The sequence below is a fragment of the Paenibacillus sp. G2S3 genome, from assembly GCF_030123105.1.
Lineage (GTDB): Bacteria > Bacillota > Bacilli > Paenibacillales > Paenibacillaceae > Paenibacillus_AQ.
In genome coordinates this window covers 5,378,946-5,394,593 of record NZ_CP126095.1, presented here as the reverse complement: position 1 = coordinate 5,394,593, position 15,648 = coordinate 5,378,946, and the positions used below count along the sequence as shown (strand labels likewise).

The following is a 15,648-nucleotide window of genomic DNA, read 5'->3' as shown; positions in this document are numbered from 1 at the left end:
TTAATGATTTCATGTCATTGACAAAAGGTATTATTTAAATCTAATATTTGAGTATATTATCTTGTATACAAGATCTCGACATATGAAATTATAGGAGGTTTTATCTAGATGAACATGACATGGAGATGGTATGGGGAAGGCAATGACAACATTACGCTTGATCATATCCGGCAAATTCCGGGGGTAATGGGCATTGTCTGGTCACTACATCATAAGGTAGCGGGCGAAGTGTGGGAAATGGATGACATTCAAAAGGTTGCGGATCAAATTACGAGCAAAGGGTTTAGCACTGCCGTAGTAGAGAGTGTGAACGTCCATGATGATATCAAGATTGGACTCCCGACGCGTGATAAATATATCGATATTTACATAGACACCATACGGAAGCTAGCCAAGGTCGGTACTAAAGTGATCTGTTACAATTTCATGCCGATCTTTGACTGGACTCGGACGGAGCTGTACAAGGAATTGCCAGATGGCTCGAATGCTCTTTTTTATGAAAATGCGGCCATTAATGAGAACCCGCGCGACATGGTGAATCGTATTCTCGAGGGGGCCGGCGAATTCACGATGCCTGGCTGGGAGCCGGAGCGTCTTGCGAAGCTCGATGAGCTATTTGCCGCTTATGCAGACGTAACGGAAGAGAAGCTTTTCGAGAACTTGGTCTATTTTCTGAAGCGCATTATTCCTGTCTGTGAAGAAGTCGATATCAAAATGGCTATTCATCCCGATGATCCTGCTTGGCCGATCTTTGGCTTGCCCCGCATTGTCCGCAGCCGCGATACGATTCGTCGTCTACTTGACGCAGTAGATAGTCCTTATAATGGATTAACCTTCTGCACTGGGTCGCTCGGTACGAATCCGAAGAACGATCTGCCGGCTATGATTCGGGAATTCTGTAATCGTATTCATTTTGCTCACATTCGAAATGTTAAGGTCTTTGAGAACGGTGATTTTATTGAGGTGTCTCATCGTGGACGGGATGGCAGTGTGGATGTGGCAGAGGTTGTTAAAGCGTATCATGAGAATGGATATACGGGGTATGTGCGTCCAGATCATGGTCGTCATTTGTGGGGTGAAGAGAAGAATTGCCGCCCTGGATACGGACTGTACGATAGAGCAATGGGGATCATGTATTTACTTGGTGTATGGGACAGTCTCGATAATACGATAGGGGTGAAGTGAATGCTGCTTCTGACAAGAGAGAGTATTCAATCATGTGCAGAGGCGTGGAAGGACGCTGACGTGGAGCTTCCTCAGTTTGATTATGAGCAGGTGGCGGAGAATACGCGCGTTAGGCCGGAATGGGTTCATTTTGGAGCGGGTAATATTTTTCGAGGATTTGTTGCGAATGCTCACCAGAAGCTGTTGGAGCTTGGAAAAGTAGATACTGGTATTATCGCCGCCACCTCCTCTGACTACGAGCTGATTGACAAGATTTATAAACCGCATGATCATTTAACACTTCTCGTGCTAATGAATGCGAGTGGCGAGTTTACGAAAAAGGTCATTAGCAGTATTACCGAAGCTATTCTGGCAAACAAGAACCGAGCGGAAGATTACTGCCGTTTAGTTGAAATTTTTGAAAACCCGAGCCTGCAAATGGCCAGCTTCACCATTACAGAGAAAGGTTATACCTTGACGGGTCCTAATGGAATGTACCTTGATATCGTGAAGAATGATATGGAGCAAGGGCCAGAGCAGCCTTCCCACAGTATGAGTGTTATCACTTCTCTTGTTTACCGTCGATATCTTAAAGGTCAGTATCCGATGACTTTTGTTAGTATGGATAACTGTTCGCACAATGGGGATATGCTGAAAAATAGCGTGATTACAATCGCCAAGGCGTGGGCTACGAAAGGGGTTGTGGAGGAAGGTTTTGTTGCGTACCTCGAAGACGAGAGTCGCATAACATTCCCCTTGTCGATGATCGATAAAATCACACCACGTCCATCCGAGGTAGTACGTAATGCTTTACAGGAGCAAGGGATTGGGGGCATGGATATACTTATTACCTCGAGAAACGCTTATACCGCACCTTTTGTTAACGCAGAAGTTAGTGAATATCTGGTCATTGAGGATAAGTTTACGAATGGGCGACCTTTATTAGAAGAAGTCGGCATTATATTTACAGATCGTGAGACCGTGAACAGGGTAGAAACGATGAAAGTTACCACCTGTCTAAACCCCTTGCATACTGCATTAGCGGTTACTGGCTGTCTACTAGGGTACACGCAGATTTCGGATGAGATGCAGGATCAGACACTACGAACATTAGTCGAGCGGATTGGATACAAGGAAGGATTGCCTGTAGTTGTAGATCCTATCATTCTACGTCCTCAGCAGTTCTTGGATGAAGTGCTGCAAGAGCGACTCACGAATCCATTTATTCCGGACACCCCGCAGCGAATTGCAACAGATACGTCCCAGAAGGTAGGCATTCGTTATGGGGAAACGATCAAGTCGTATGTACAACGCGAGGATCTAAATCCAGCTGAATTAACGGCGATTCCATTAGCAATTGCTGCTTGGTGCCGCTATTTGATCGGAGTGGATGACGAAGGGAATTCATTTGAGCTAAGTCCCGATCCGTTAATGGAGTCGCTTCAATCGCATCTGCAGGGAGTGACTTTAGGGGATTCGACCTCTAATGTGCATAGAATTCTAGAAAATGAGAAGATTTTTGGAGTACCTTTATATGAAATCGGTCTGGGTAGCAAGATTGAAGGTTACTTCTATGAGATGCTGAAAGGCCCAGGAGCTGTACGGAGAACGTTGGAAAAACATTTAAATGAAGAGTTAGTGTAGATCACATTTACAAAAAGCCTCATGGAGTAAAGGCTACTGCACATCGCAGAGCAATCCCCCATGAGGCTTTTTCGTGTCTAGTCCATTTGGTTTATCTGAATTTAGCAGTCTAGTACGCTAATATACCTACTTTTTCAAAAAAATAATTATAGTTAATATTTCCATAACATTCCTCTGCAACAGAGTTGACAATTGTAGACGAAAATGACATTAGCAGTTACCTATACGAAAAGGGTGAATCTAATTGAAAAACAGTAAATGGATTAGCGCAACGTTGGCTTCAGCACTTCTTGCAACAGTAGGCGTTGGGAGTGTATCTGCAGCTAGCATCGGCAGTAATGTAAAATCTGTGGCTACCAATCAAACCGCTGCAAAAACAGCAGTTAAAGAAGGTACAGCTACTTGGAATGTAAATGGTACGCCGATTGTGTTTAACACCATTAATAGCAGTGGTTACAAGCTGTACTCGCTGAATCAGGTAGCTGGTGAAATTGGAGCTAAGTTAGTACTTGGAGCTGGCGGGTTTGAACTTAATGACAGCAAAGGATTACATAATGTCCAACTCAAAACAGGCTCGAAGAGCTATCAAGTAGATGGTAATTCCGAGACGTTCACAGTTGCTCCAGTATTTTATAACGGTAAAACCTATGTGGAGCTTACTAAGTTAGTTTATGCATTAGGTGGAGAACTGGATGCTGATGCTAGCACGATTCTAAGCTTTGCTCGTCCTGAAGGATTGTTTGATACTTTGCACTGGACAGCAGCTGGAAGTCTGATTGCGAATAAAAGTGATGCTGAATCTGCTCAACTAATCAAGTTCAGCACAGAGCCAGGTAACTACGAAGTATTTTCATCAAATGACAGTGCAGTAGATTTTGCAGTATCGCCGGATGGGCAGTGGGGAGCTTTCAATGATGAGACTGGTTTGTTGAACCTGATTAACCTGTCTAGCGGAGCTACTAAGAAACTGGGTACGGACAATAGTGTAAAAACAGATCTGGTTTGGTCTAACGATGGTAAAAGTATTTACTTCATCCAAGGTGACAAGCAAGAGAAAATCGCAAAAATCGCTGTAGACACTGGTGAAGTTAAAACCGTGTTGGCAGACAAAGTAGAAAATAAATCCGAACTGCGCATTTCTGCTGATGAAAAGAGCGCCGTTTATATCGTTAACTTGACGGGTGTTGCTAAAAACGATGCGGACAGCACAGAAGATTCTCTTACTGTAGACTTCAGCTCAGCTGGAGAGCAGCTTTACAAGCTTGACCTGGCTACAAAGGATGCTAAACCAGCTGCGCTGACAACTACACCAGATAACAAGCTGTACCCTGAAATTTCAGCGGATGGTAGCGTTGTATACCTGAGTGCAGATGCTGAGGGGAATGCAGCTAACACATTGAAGGTTGTAAAAGCAGACGGAAAAAGCAGCAACATTGCACTTGATGTTGAAGTAACTTGGTCTACTGGCGTTAAGAACGGCCTGGTTGTAGCAGGTTCAGCGGCAGATGGAAGCACAGTAGTCTATTCCATTGATAACAATGGAGCTAAGACTGAGCTGTTCCGCTCCACTGAAGATGTATCTGAAGTAGCTGTTTCGAATGATGGAAGTAAGCTTGCTATCGTAAGTGACGGCGGTGTATGGGTGGTTCAAGGCGGTAAAGCATTGCAACTGTCGAAATAATAAATATCCCTAATCATATTTTAACGGCGTAGAGCCGAGAGGAGAAATAATACAAATGAAGATTTTCAAAAAGCTAACAGTAACGGCTCTAACGGCTGTAATTGCGGTAACCGCATCTTTCGCAGGGGTTGCAGCAGCAGCCGATTCACTAAAAGGTAAAATCACAGTTAACGGTTCAACCGCACTTCTTCCATTGACGCTTCAAGCGGCAAAAGAATTCCAAAAGCTGCACCCTAAAGTAAAAATCGCAGCATCAGGTAAAGGTTCTGTAACTGGACCTCAAGCTGTTAAAAAAGGCATCGCCGATATCGGCGCTTGCGACTGGGATGCTAGCATCGACGTACCAGGCTTCAAAGCTTTTGACGGTCAAGTAGCAAACAAAGTAGCTGTTATTCCTTTTGCTACAATCGTTAACAAAAATGTTGGTGTAGATAACCTTACAACAGAACAGCTTAAAGGTATTTTCGCAGGTAAAATCACGAACTGGAAAGAAGTAGGCGGTGCAGATGCTGACATCGTGGTTATCACTCGCTCTTTCGGTTCCGGTACACGCGTTAACTATCAAGCTAAAGCTTTGGATGGCGGAGATATCGTTAAAAAAGCTAAGAACTACAAAGAAACAGGTTCATCCGGTGACATGAAGACTGCCGTAGGAACAACTCCTAACTCTATCGGTTATATCGACCTTGTATATGTAAGTGGCGACGTAAAAGCTGTTAAACACAACGGTGTAGCAGCTACTACAGACAATGTAATCAATGGATCTTATAAGATCTGGGCTTATGGCTACTACATGACTAAAGGCCAACCTACTGGCGCTACAAAAGAATTTATCGAATACGTACAAAGCAAGAAGTTCCAACAAGGTTCCCTGAAAAAGCTTAAATTTATTCCGATCGCAGCAATGAATGGCTAATAACATCTAAAGATCATATTGAACGGTAACAGCGGCCAGCTCCGATCTTGATGCGGGGGTGGCCGCTTACAGGAGGGAAAGTATGGGGGCACCAGTCCACGGCTTGGCAACTAGGGGAAAAGAGAGTGTAACGCAGGTTAGCGCTAACTCTAAACGTCATGGTAGACATTTATTTAGCAACAAATTGTTTAAGTTTTATTTTTTATTCAGCATTCTTGCGCTTTGCTTCGTGCTTGGACTTGTAATTCTATTTATCGGCAAAACGGCTATGCTTCTGTTCGGCCATCTCTCGCCTGCGGACTTTTTCTTTTCCTTTAACTGGACGCCGGAAGAGGATTCTTTTGGAGCGGCTGCCTTCATTGTAAATACACTTTCACTAACTGCATTAACGCTGCTGATCGCAGTTCCTATCTCGGTAGGGATGGCAGTGCTTTGTGCAGAGATTGCTCCAAAATGGATGAAGACTTTTATCCGTCCAGTGCTAGATTTATTGGTAGGTATTCCTTCAATTGTTTACGGATATATAGGTTTAACGGTTTTACTTCCTTTCTTGCGCAGAATTAGTGGGGAGAGCTTAGGCGATGGCTTGTTAGCTGCTGCACTTGTGCTCGCATTAATGGTGCTGCCAACGATTTGCCGAATCAGTGATGATGCCATTGTTTCTGTGCCGCGCAAATATCGGGATGCTGCATATGCTCTTGGATCTACCCGTTTACAGGTAATCATGCGTGTAGTACTGCCTGCGGCTAGCCGGGGAATTATCTCTGCGGTTATTCTAGGTATGACTCGTGCTGTGGGTGAGACGATGGCTGTAGTTATGGTTATCGGTAATACACCGCAATTGGCGAAAACGTTATTTACGCCAGCATCGGTGCTGACTAGTAACATCGTTATGCAAATCTCCAACGTAGAGTTTGACTCTACTTGGAACTATGCGCTACATATGATGGCATTTCTCTTGCTAGTAATATCATTTGTATTAATTCTGATCATCCGCGTGCTGGGTAGAAAAAGGAGGGATGCAGCGTGAACGGATTCGCAAGTACTAAGCATACAGCGCGTGCTCAAAGAAACAATAAAATTGCCACCATAGGGTTTTATACCCTTGGGGCTTTAGTCATGCTGCTGATCTTCTGGCTGCTCTTCACGATTCTTAGTAAAGGTCTACCGGCACTTCGGCCCGATTTCTTGATTAAACAGCCTGAAGAGATTGACGCAGGTGGTGGGATTGGCCCGGTGCTGTTTAACTCCTTTTACATTTTGTTCATCTCGCTGATTATTTCCGTTCCAATTGGTTTGGGTGCGGGAATCTATATGGCTGAGTATGCGCCAGATAATAAATTTACAGGGGCACTACGTATTTGCGTAGAATCACTGTCATCGGTTCCTTCGATTGTGTTCGGTATGCTCGGACTTGCGATTTTTGCGGAGTATTTCGATATCGGTCTGACGATTATTGGCGGGGGCGTCAGTTTGGCGTTGCTGAATCTACCTATGCTTGCGCGAGTAACAGAGGAAGCGGTACGTGCCGTTCCTGGGGATATACGCGAGGCTGGTTATGCGCTTGGGATGACTAAATTCCACGTGATCCGGACGGTAGTTCTACCCGTTGCAATGTCTGCCATTGTTACTGGGATATGTCTCGTTGCTGGACGCGCCTTCGGGGAATCTGCGGTTATCATCCTTACCGCTGGTCTCAGTACCTCAGGCGAAATGTGGGATTTCAATCTGTTCTCGCCGGGTGAAACCCTAGCCGTACACCTTTGGTATGTACAATCCGAGGCGATTGTAGAAGATGCACGTCAAATTGCTGATAAGTCGGCAGCCGTACTCGTATTTGTAGTTTTGTTTATCAATTTTGTATTTCGATTTCCGCTGTGGCTTAGCAATCGCCGGAAGTAATGAATTGGGGTCTGCGGGGGAAACCTGTAGGCCTTTAATAGTTTGTAGGGTTATTGATGGGTTGTCGATGGATTAGTAATGGATTGAAGTGTTTATTCGTAATTAGGGAATATCTCCCGAAAATTCAGCGTTTTAGGCTCTTTAGAAGCATAATTAGGGAAAACCTCCCTGAAATATGCTTGATTACTCATGATTAGCGGTTATTAGGTAATATTTAGGGAGGAATTCCCTAAAAAGTTTGTTTTTTTGAGATTATAGGTAAATATCAGGGAGGATTTCCCTAAAACTATAGTCTCGGCAGGAAATAACCATTCGATCTGTTCATCCTATGTAGCTGCAAAAACTGAAAGGTCCTCGTCCAATGTAAGCCGCCACGAATCCGATACCCAGTTGCTCATAGTCCGCTACCGTCGAGCCCCTAGTTCCCTCAACCAATCTAGTGTATCGAGCGTACCACAGTTGATACAGCACCCAAGGATGCTCTGAGGAACGCCAACTGTACTCGGCCGACCTTAGTTACTCAACAAGCCTAATGCACTGATCGTAGACCATCCGAAACACTACCCTAAGATGCGCCGAGAAGCATCACCAGCTGTCGGGTCCAGCCACAAATAATTCAACTACCTGTCCAATGATTGATACTTTAATTTCGTCTGTTGAGCCGTTTTTTTACCTCTGGACTCGTTAACAGCCTCCCCGAAGGAAGGCTGTTAACGAGTCCAGAGCGGTATACAGCCCTAAAGGGCTGACTGCGAAGCGTATGCTTTCGATGCCTATACTCCGACGAACCTCTGTGCTTCGCATCCCCTGAACGCAGAAACAGCCTCCCCGAAGGAAGGCTGTTTCTAATTGACGTCCCGGAAGGGATTCGAACCCCTGACCGTGCGCTTAGAAGGCGCATGCTCTATCCAGCTGAGCTACCGGGACATGATTGCTGGCTGAAAAGCAAGCAGGGATTATCATATCATGTATGTTGATGTTTTTCAAGCTGTTTTTTAAAAAGAGTACGGGGTATGCTATAATCTACAATTATTAAGTTTCGGATGAAGCTTAAGGTCTTAATAACATTTATGACGTTTTAGAATTCAATTCACATAATTAGCTATAAGGAGGTGCCCTCATTAAAGATTCAGATTCCCCCGCCACAAAAGAGAATATCGTCCTGTTTCCCAAGACACTGGACTATTATCAAATCCAGCTTACGGTGATGCTGGAGAGTGAACGATACGGGGAAGCGATGGAGCTGCTTCGCTTTTTGCTGCAGTGTCAAGGACAGGAAGAGCGAAATTACGAGGAATGGCGTTCTCTGCTGGAATGGCTCGAAACGGCTTTCCCTTATGCCTCCCAGAATGGAGATGCGGAGGGAGCCGTTCACCCCGAAGACGAAGATTTGAGGGAAGAAGATATGGCCCGTCTCTTGGCCAAATCAAAAATGACTGAGGATGCGGGGTATCCTCAAAAGCTGCTGCAGCGGGTAATGAATGAGCCACTGTCAGAGGCGACAATCCTAGCATTAGAGCAGCTTTCTTATCTGGAAGGTGGCGGAGTCGATGAGGCGCTGACAGCTTGGCTGCAGGGGGATAATATTCACCCACTGCTGCAATTTCGGACGCTGCAGACCCTTCGGCGGCGTGGGATGCAGGGAACGGTCAAGCTGATTCGTGGACATGAAACAGCATGGGTAGAGATTGAAAGTGTGCCGCTGCAGACAGAGGATTTTCCACCGCAGGTGAGTCAGGTGCTGGAGCGGGTAGCCGAGCAAGCAGAGGTACACGAGCCTACGCTGTATTATTTTGCACAGGAGCTCTGGGGCCAGTTCGTTATGTCGATTTATGGATCGGAAGAGTATCGGAAATTACTGGATGGAGAAGACGCGCTACTCGATATATGGGCAGGGGCGTTACACCAGTTCGTATCTGAGAGCTTAAACGGTACACGGCAAGAGGAAGAGACTCGTGGAATGTACGGCATTACCGACGGCATGCGCTTTCAATTTGAGGGGGCTTATCGTGCGATCAAGGGTTTTGTAAAGACTTCTCTACTTGATAAATAAAGTAATGTTGTATATAATATAATGGTTATTCTGTGCGTGGATTGTATCATTTTTTGAAGTAAACTTGTGAACCTATATTTTGGAGGGAAAAGTATAATATGAAAGCAACATGGGAAAAAATAGAGAAGAACCTTGGAGTTCTTGAAGTAGAAGTTGACGCAGAACGCGTTGCAGCAGCACTTGATAAAGCTTTTAACAAAGTCGTTAAGAAAGCTAACGTACCAGGCTTCCGTAAAGGTAAAGTACCACGCCCGATCTTTGAATCCCGTTTTGGTGTAGAAAGCTTGTACCAAGATGCAATCGACATTCTTCTTCCTGAAGCTTACGGTGAAGCAGTTGAACAAACTGACATCTTCCCTGTAGACCGTCCTGAAGTTGATATTGAGCAATTTGCTAAAGGTCAATCCTTTATCTTCAAAGCGAAGATCACGGTTAAACCTGAAGTGAAGCTTGGCGATTACAAAGGTCTGGAAGTTCCAGTACAAAAAGCTGAAGTGACTGAAGAAGAGCTGAGCGCTGAGCTTGCTCGTCTGCAAGAGCGTCATGCTGAACTCGTAGTAGTTGAAGAAGAAGCAGCAGCTAACGGCGACATCGCTGTGATCGATTTTGACGGATACGTTGATGACGTACCGTTCGAAGGCGGAAAAGCTGAGCGTCATTCTCTTGAGCTTGGTAGCAATTCCTTCATTCCTGGATTTGAAGAGCAAGTAGTGGGAATGGGCACTGGAGATTTCAAAGATATCGAAGTTACTTTCCCAGATGAATATCATGCAGAGAACCTTGCGGGTAAGAAAGCAGTATTCAAAGTGAAGCTGCACGAAATCAAACGCAAGCAACTTCCTGCACTCGATGATGAGTTCGCTAAAGATGTAAGTGAATTCGAAACTTTGGAAGAGTACAAAGCAGATCTGAAAGCTCAGCTTGAATCCCGTAAACAGGATGAACTGAAAGGTGTTCGTGAGAACGCAGTTGTTGATAAAGCAGCAGAAAACGCTGAAGTTGAGATCCCAGAAGCAATGATCAACAGCGAAGTTGAGAACATGGTTCGTGACTTCGACACTCGTCTTCGTCAACAAGGTATGAACATGGATATGTTCCTTAGCTTCTCCGGCCAAACACGTGAAGACTTGCAGAACCAAATGAAAGGCGATGCTGAAAAACGCGTTCGCAACAACTTGGTATTGGAAGTTATTGCTAAAGAAGAGAAGATTGAAGTTTCCGAAGAAGAAGTTAACGAAGAGTTGGCTACTATGGCTGAAGCTTACAAACGTACTCCTGAAGAAATTCGCAGCATCTTGGCAGCTAACGGTTCACTGGGCAGCTTGAGCGAAGAACTTTCTTTGCGCAAAACCATTGATTTCCTTGTTAGCAATAGTGTAGAAGTTGAAGCAGTAGAAGAAGCACCAGCTGCTGAAGACACTAAAGCTGAGTAAGATTTTTTAAACTACCTAGAACGGCCAAGTTAGTCGGCCTCCATACAGATATGATAAGGCACGTAAGTTTCGTTACGTGCCTTATTTTTATCCTCGGCCACAGATATATGTGATTACATAGGTATCGAATGAGCGTATGGTATTAGTGGTATTGGCGTAGTAATGTCACTATTCACAAGGAGTGGACAGGTCAGCTGTAGTGAAAAAATGACATCGCGCCGTGAACGTGTTAAAATATTTTTGAAACGATAAGACTAATCTGTATAGAGAAAAGAGGTTGGTGGCATGAGTCTGGTACCAATGGTTGTGGAATCAACAAGTCGTGGGGAACGTTCATACGATATCTATTCCAGATTGCTCAAGGATCGCATTATCTTCTTAAGCAGTGCGATTGACGATGATGTCGCCAATCTGGTTATTGCTCAATTGCTGTTTCTTGCAGCAGATGATCCCGAGAAGGACATTCACTTGTACCTCAACTCACCCGGTGGTTCAGTAACAGCCGGCATGGGTATATACGATACGATGCAATATATCAAACCGGATGTTTCAACCATTTGTGTAGGAATGGCGGCAAGCATGGGATCGCTCCTTCTAACAGCTGGGGCTAAGGGTAAAAGATATGCGCTGACCAACAGCGAAGTTATGATTCATCAACCGCTCGGCGGTGTTCAAGGTCAAGCGTCTGACATTTGGATTCATACGGACTGGATCCTTAAGACGAAACAGAAGTTGAATCAAATTTATGTAGATCGCACAGGTCAGCCCCTTGAAAAAATCGAACGGGACACAGACCGCGATAACTTCATGAGCGCGGAAGAAGCCAAGGAATATGGGCTTATTGACCAGGTTCTTTCTTCACCGATGAAATCTTAAAGGGGTGGTTAGATGTTTAAATTTAATGATGAAAAAGGGCAATTGAAATGTTCTTTTTGCGGCAAATCACAAGAGCAGGTTCGTAAGCTTGTAGCAGGACCGGGCGTTTATATATGTGACGAATGTATCGAGCTTTGCACGGAAATCGTGGAAGAAGAGCTCGGTCATGAGGAAGAGCTTGATCTGAAGGATATTCCGAAACCAAAGGAAATCCGCGATATTTTGGATCAATATGTAATCGGTCAAGAGCAAGCGAAAAAATCGCTGTCTGTTGCGGTTTACAATCACTATAAACGTGTGAACAGCCAAAGCAAAATCGAAGATGTTGAACTGACGAAGAGTAATATTCTTTTGCTCGGTCCAACAGGTTCGGGTAAAACTTTGCTCGCACAGACGATGGCGAAGATTATCAACGTTCCTTTTGCGATTGCAGATGCTACTTCCCTAACGGAAGCTGGTTATGTCGGCGAGGATGTTGAGAACATTCTGCTTAAGCTGATTCAAGCGGCAGATTATGATGTGGAGAAAGCCGAACGCGGCATTATCTATATTGATGAGATTGATAAAGTGGCACGTAAATCCGAGAATCCGTCCATTACTCGTGACGTATCCGGTGAAGGTGTGCAGCAGGCGCTTCTGAAGATTCTGGAAGGAACGGTTGCTTCTGTACCTCCACAAGGTGGACGTAAGCATCCTCATCAAGAGTTTATTCAAATTGATACGACGAACATCTTGTTCATCGTGGGCGGTGCCTTTGATGGTCTGGAGCAAATGATTAAACGCCGTATCGGTAAAAAAGTCATTGGCTTCAACGCAGCGGTTGAAGGACAAAAGGATCTCAAGCCTGGCGAATATTTGTCGATGGTATTGCCTGAAGACTTGCTCAAATTCGGATTAATTCCTGAATTTGTAGGCCGTCTGCCAGTCATCTCGACTTTGGAGCCGCTTGATGAGAATACGCTGGTACGTATCCTTTCTGAGCCTAAGAATGCACTCACGAAACAATACATCAAGCTGCTGGAAATGGATAACGTAGCGTTGAAGTTCGAACCGTTGGCACTCGAAGCGATTGCCAAGGAAGCGATCAAACGCAATACGGGAGCCCGTGGACTGCGCGCGATTATTGAGAGCATCATGCTTGATGTGATGTATGAAGTTCCTTCACGCGATGATATTAAAGATTGTGTGATCACGGAGCAGGTTGTTCAAGAGAAGGCTTTGCCTGAATTGAACCTAAAGAAAGACAAGAAGAAAGAGGAAAGCGCGTAAGTCGCTTACCTTAACAATACATGTCACTGTCTCCACCTTTCTTCCGCTTATCCCGCTTCACTAGCGGTTGCGAAGGGGTGGAGCTTTGGCGTTATGGGGGAGAAAAATCATGTTCTTGAGACACCAAACCCGTCCTGTCAATGTTGGCGGGCTCATTATTGGGGGAAACAACGAGGTTGCGATTCAAAGCATGTGTACAACCAAAACAGCTGACGTGGAGGCTACTGTAGCTGAAATTTTACGGCTTGAGGAAGCAGGCTGCCAACTGGTACGCGTTACTGTCAACAATGAAGAGGCAGCCGCCGCGATTAAGGAGATCAAGAAGCAGATTCATATCCCACTCGTAGCGGATATTCATTTTAACTATAAGCTCGCGCTGATGGCTATTGAGAACGGCATCGATAAAGTACGGATTAATCCGGGCAATATCGGTCGTCGGGAGAAGGTAGAAGCAGTAGTTAAAGCGTGTAAAGAAAAAGGAATTCCGATTCGGATTGGTGTAAACGCCGGTTCTTTGGAGAATCATCTTTTGGAGAAATACGGATACCCGACTCCGGAAGCTATGGTAGAAAGTGCATTGTACCATATTGGGATTCTGGAAGAGCTGGATTTCCACGACATTATCGTTTCCTTAAAAGCATCCGATGTGCCAATGGCCATCGAAGCTTACCGTCAGGCTGCGGAAGTTATTCCTTATCCGCTGCACCTTGGGATTACAGAATCCGGCACGTTGTTTGCCGGTACAGTAAAGAGCTCCGCGGGTATCGGTGCACTGCTCTCTATGGGCATCGGCAGCACCCTTCGTATCTCGCTTAGCGCAGATCCAGTGGAAGAAGTTAAGGTGGCACGCGAGCTGCTGAAGACCTTTGGTCTGATCTCTAATGCGGCTACACTCATTTCCTGTCCCACTTGCGGACGACTCGATATTGATCTCTTCTCTATCGCTAATGAGGTGGAAGAGTACATTTCGAAGCTTAAGGTGCCTATTAAAGTTTCCGTTCTCGGCTGTGCTGTTAATGGTCCTGGTGAGGCGCGTGAAGCAGATATCGGTATTGCTGGCGCCCGTGGGGAAGGTTTGTTGTTCCGTTACGGCCAGATGATTCGTAAGGTGCCTGAAGCGGAACTAGTGAACGAACTGAAGAAAGAAATTGATGCGATTGTTGTAGCGTATGAGGAAACAGGAGAAATCCCAGGTCGCGCTCATGCTAACCTTGCACCTCCGGTGCAATCGAAGTAATTTGGTCTTTTACGAATTTATGATTCGTTAATAATAAGTGGCGAAGAACGCCCTGTTACACTCCGGTACATCCGGTGGTGGGAACGGGGCGTTCTTTTTGCGTGGAATTAATGATTGAGGGGGAGTGGCCAATGAATTATGAACAAGCCCATGAAGCATTTATTGAGCAGCATCTGGCGAGCAGGACCGGAGAACGACGAGGGAGATTGGAGAGAGGGCATCGTCATGCCGAAGAAATGTTTTTGCAGAATGTATGGTGGCCGCTTCGTGGGGATTTCAATGATCTACATCCGGAGTATGAGGTGCTGGATTGGCGCGGGCGATCTTATTTCGCGGATTATGCTTTTTTGCCGGGGCCTATTAAGCTCTTGTTCGAGATCAAAGGGTATGCTACACACGTAAGAGACATGGATAGACTGAAATATTGTAATGAGCTAAATCGTGAGACGTTTCTGTACGGAATGGGTTACCAAGTAATTTCATTTGCCTACGATGATGTGGAACAGCGTCCTGAGTTATGTATTACACTGCTGCGTGTGGTGCTAAGCCGTTACTTAATTGTTGATGCACCACGGGGTCAACTGCTACTTGCTGAGAAGGAAATTATGCGATTAGTGGTTCGCCAAGCGGGGACAGTCCGTCCTAAAGATGTAGCAGATTATTTTACGCTCGACCCTAAAACGGTACGTTTAATGCTGATAAAATTGTGTGAAAAGGGCTGGTTGAAGCCTGTGAGAAGAGGGATTGGTGTTAAAAATGTTGAGTATAGGCTGGCACGAGATGTCCTTTATTACTGGGATTGAGCTGATAAGTTTGAGGGTTAATTGGATGTTAATTTAGGCGAAATATACGTATGGGATGTTGGAGGCACGAATGGAGGGATGTAAGGCGCGGTAAGGTGCGAAGTAAGGGGTGATAAAGAGTGATAAAGAGTGATAAAGATTGTGATAAGGAGTTTGGTATGGAGCGCGGTAGGAGTGAGATAGAAGCTTGGTAATATGCTTGGTTTGGAACGTGTTATAGGGATGTGATAAGGAATGTGGTTAATTGCGTGATAAGTATCGTGGTATGGAGAGAGTAGGCAATAAGGTGCGTAGTGTGTAGCGAGGTCTGGATCAATAAAAAGTAATTAGGGAAAACCTCCCTGAAATAATCTTAAAATCGCTCCAAATCGAGCTTTTTACGGAAAACCTCCCTAAAAAATAGGCGATTTCCCCTGTTTATAGCCTAATCAGCGAATAATCAGGGAGGTTTTCCCCAATTGTTAGCTTGGAGGTCATGAACACCGGATAATCAGGGAGGAATTCCCTAATTATCTGCTTAAAGGCTATAAACAACTGATAATTAGTAAGAATTCCCTTAATTATCAGCTTTGAGAACTAACTTAAGTTTCTTCTATAGATGAGTCAACGCCCCGAGCCCCCGAGCGACACAGTCGACGGAACTAGGGACTTACTGAACTTAGCTGCAAGG

12 protein-coding genes and 1 tRNA gene are annotated in these 15,648 nt (G+C 45.0%); 12 read left to right on the top strand and 1 reads right to left on the bottom strand.

Annotated elements, in window-relative coordinates:
• Positions 1-108 precede the first annotated feature (108 nt).
• The 6 genes from uxuA to pstA all read left to right on the top strand — a co-directional run bounded on the left by uxuA (position 109) and on the right by pstA (position 7,307).
• Positions 109-1,185 carry a mannonate dehydratase gene (uxuA, locus tag QNH28_RS23765; protein ID WP_283908801.1) on the top strand — a complete coding sequence of 359 codons (1,077 nt, stop codon included), beginning with the start codon at positions 109-111 and terminating at the stop codon, positions 1,183-1,185.
• A complete protein-coding gene (locus QNH28_RS23760) occupies positions 1,186-2,808 on the top strand; it encodes a mannitol dehydrogenase family protein (protein WP_283908800.1) in 1,623 nt (540 codons plus the stop codon).
• A 244-nt stretch (positions 2,809-3,052) separates the two neighbouring features.
• Positions 3,053-4,489, top strand: coding sequence for a stalk domain-containing protein (locus QNH28_RS23755; protein WP_283908799.1), 1,437 nt, complete (start codon positions 3,053-3,055; stop codon positions 4,487-4,489).
• Positions 4,490-4,544: 55 nt separating this feature from the next.
• Positions 4,545-5,405 (top strand): phosphate ABC transporter substrate-binding protein, encoded by an 861-nt coding sequence (locus tag QNH28_RS23750; RefSeq protein ID WP_283908798.1) that lies wholly within the window; start codon positions 4,545-4,547, stop codon positions 5,403-5,405.
• Positions 5,406-5,487: 82 nt separating this feature from the next.
• Positions 5,488-6,435 (top strand): phosphate ABC transporter permease subunit PstC, encoded by a 948-nt coding sequence (gene pstC, locus QNH28_RS23745; protein ID WP_283908797.1) that lies wholly within the window; start codon positions 5,488-5,490, stop codon positions 6,433-6,435.
• The gene (gene pstA / locus QNH28_RS23740; RefSeq protein ID WP_283908796.1) at positions 6,432-7,307 is read left to right on the top strand and encodes a phosphate ABC transporter permease PstA; all 876 of its coding nucleotides are present in this window, start codon (positions 6,432-6,434) and stop codon (positions 7,305-7,307) included. The genes pstC and pstA overlap by 4 nt, the downstream gene beginning before the upstream one ends.
• An 853-nt stretch (positions 7,308-8,160) precedes the next feature.
• Here the strand turns inward: pstA and QNH28_RS23735 are convergent.
• Positions 8,161-8,234: transfer RNA gene (locus QNH28_RS23735), tRNA-Arg, on the bottom strand.
• Positions 8,235-8,514: 280 nt separating this feature from the next.
• On the opposite strand from QNH28_RS23735, the gene QNH28_RS23730 reads away from it, so the two are divergent.
• From QNH28_RS23730 to QNH28_RS23705, 6 genes are all read left to right on the top strand, one after another.
• The gene (locus tag QNH28_RS23730; protein WP_283908795.1) at positions 8,515-9,360 is read left to right on the top strand and encodes a hypothetical protein; all 846 of its coding nucleotides are present in this window, start codon (positions 8,515-8,517) and stop codon (positions 9,358-9,360) included.
• Between the two features lie 98 nt (positions 9,361-9,458).
• Positions 9,459-10,793, top strand: coding sequence for a trigger factor (tig, locus tag QNH28_RS23725; RefSeq protein ID WP_283908794.1), 1,335 nt, complete (start codon positions 9,459-9,461; stop codon positions 10,791-10,793).
• A gap of 285 nt (positions 10,794-11,078) precedes the next feature.
• Positions 11,079-11,669 carry an ATP-dependent Clp endopeptidase proteolytic subunit ClpP gene (clpP, locus tag QNH28_RS23720; protein WP_283908793.1) on the top strand — a complete coding sequence of 197 codons (591 nt, stop codon included), beginning with the start codon at positions 11,079-11,081 and terminating at the stop codon, positions 11,667-11,669.
• Between the two features lie 12 nt (positions 11,670-11,681).
• Positions 11,682-12,938 (top strand): ATP-dependent protease ATP-binding subunit ClpX, encoded by a 1,257-nt coding sequence (gene clpX / locus QNH28_RS23715; protein WP_042130648.1) that lies wholly within the window; start codon positions 11,682-11,684, stop codon positions 12,936-12,938.
• Between the two features lie 109 nt (positions 12,939-13,047).
• Positions 13,048-14,175, top strand: a complete 1,128-nt coding sequence (gene ispG / locus QNH28_RS23710; RefSeq protein WP_060621818.1) for a flavodoxin-dependent (E)-4-hydroxy-3-methylbut-2-enyl-diphosphate synthase — start codon at positions 13,048-13,050, stop codon at positions 14,173-14,175.
• A gap of 131 nt (positions 14,176-14,306) precedes the next feature.
• The gene (locus QNH28_RS23705) at positions 14,307-14,978 is read left to right on the top strand and encodes a hypothetical protein (RefSeq protein WP_283908792.1); all 672 of its coding nucleotides are present in this window, start codon (positions 14,307-14,309) and stop codon (positions 14,976-14,978) included.
• Positions 14,979-15,648: the final 670 nt, after the last annotated feature.

Bases quoted from the DNA above. Each gene is read 5' to 3' on its own strand.
- uxuA (WP_283908801.1), top strand. From the start codon at position 109: ATGAACATGACATGGAGATGGTATGGGGAAGGCAATGACAACATTACG.
- QNH28_RS23760 (WP_283908800.1), top strand. From the start codon at position 1,186: ATGCTGCTTCTGACAAGAGAGAGTATTCAATCATGTGCAGAGGCGTGG.
- QNH28_RS23750 (WP_283908798.1), top strand. From the start codon at position 4,545: ATGAAGATTTTCAAAAAGCTAACAGTAACGGCTCTAACGGCTGTAATT.
- pstC (WP_283908797.1), top strand. From the start codon at position 5,488: ATGGGGGCACCAGTCCACGGCTTGGCAACTAGGGGAAAAGAGAGTGTA.
- QNH28_RS23730 (WP_283908795.1), top strand. From the start codon at position 8,515: ATGCTGGAGAGTGAACGATACGGGGAAGCGATGGAGCTGCTTCGCTTT.
- tig (WP_283908794.1), top strand. From the start codon at position 9,459: ATGAAAGCAACATGGGAAAAAATAGAGAAGAACCTTGGAGTTCTTGAA.
- clpP (WP_283908793.1), top strand. From the start codon at position 11,079: ATGAGTCTGGTACCAATGGTTGTGGAATCAACAAGTCGTGGGGAACGT.
- clpX (WP_042130648.1), top strand. From the start codon at position 11,682: ATGTTTAAATTTAATGATGAAAAAGGGCAATTGAAATGTTCTTTTTGC.
- ispG (WP_060621818.1), top strand. From the start codon at position 13,048: ATGTTCTTGAGACACCAAACCCGTCCTGTCAATGTTGGCGGGCTCATT.
- QNH28_RS23705 (WP_283908792.1), top strand. From the start codon at position 14,307: ATGAATTATGAACAAGCCCATGAAGCATTTATTGAGCAGCATCTGGCG.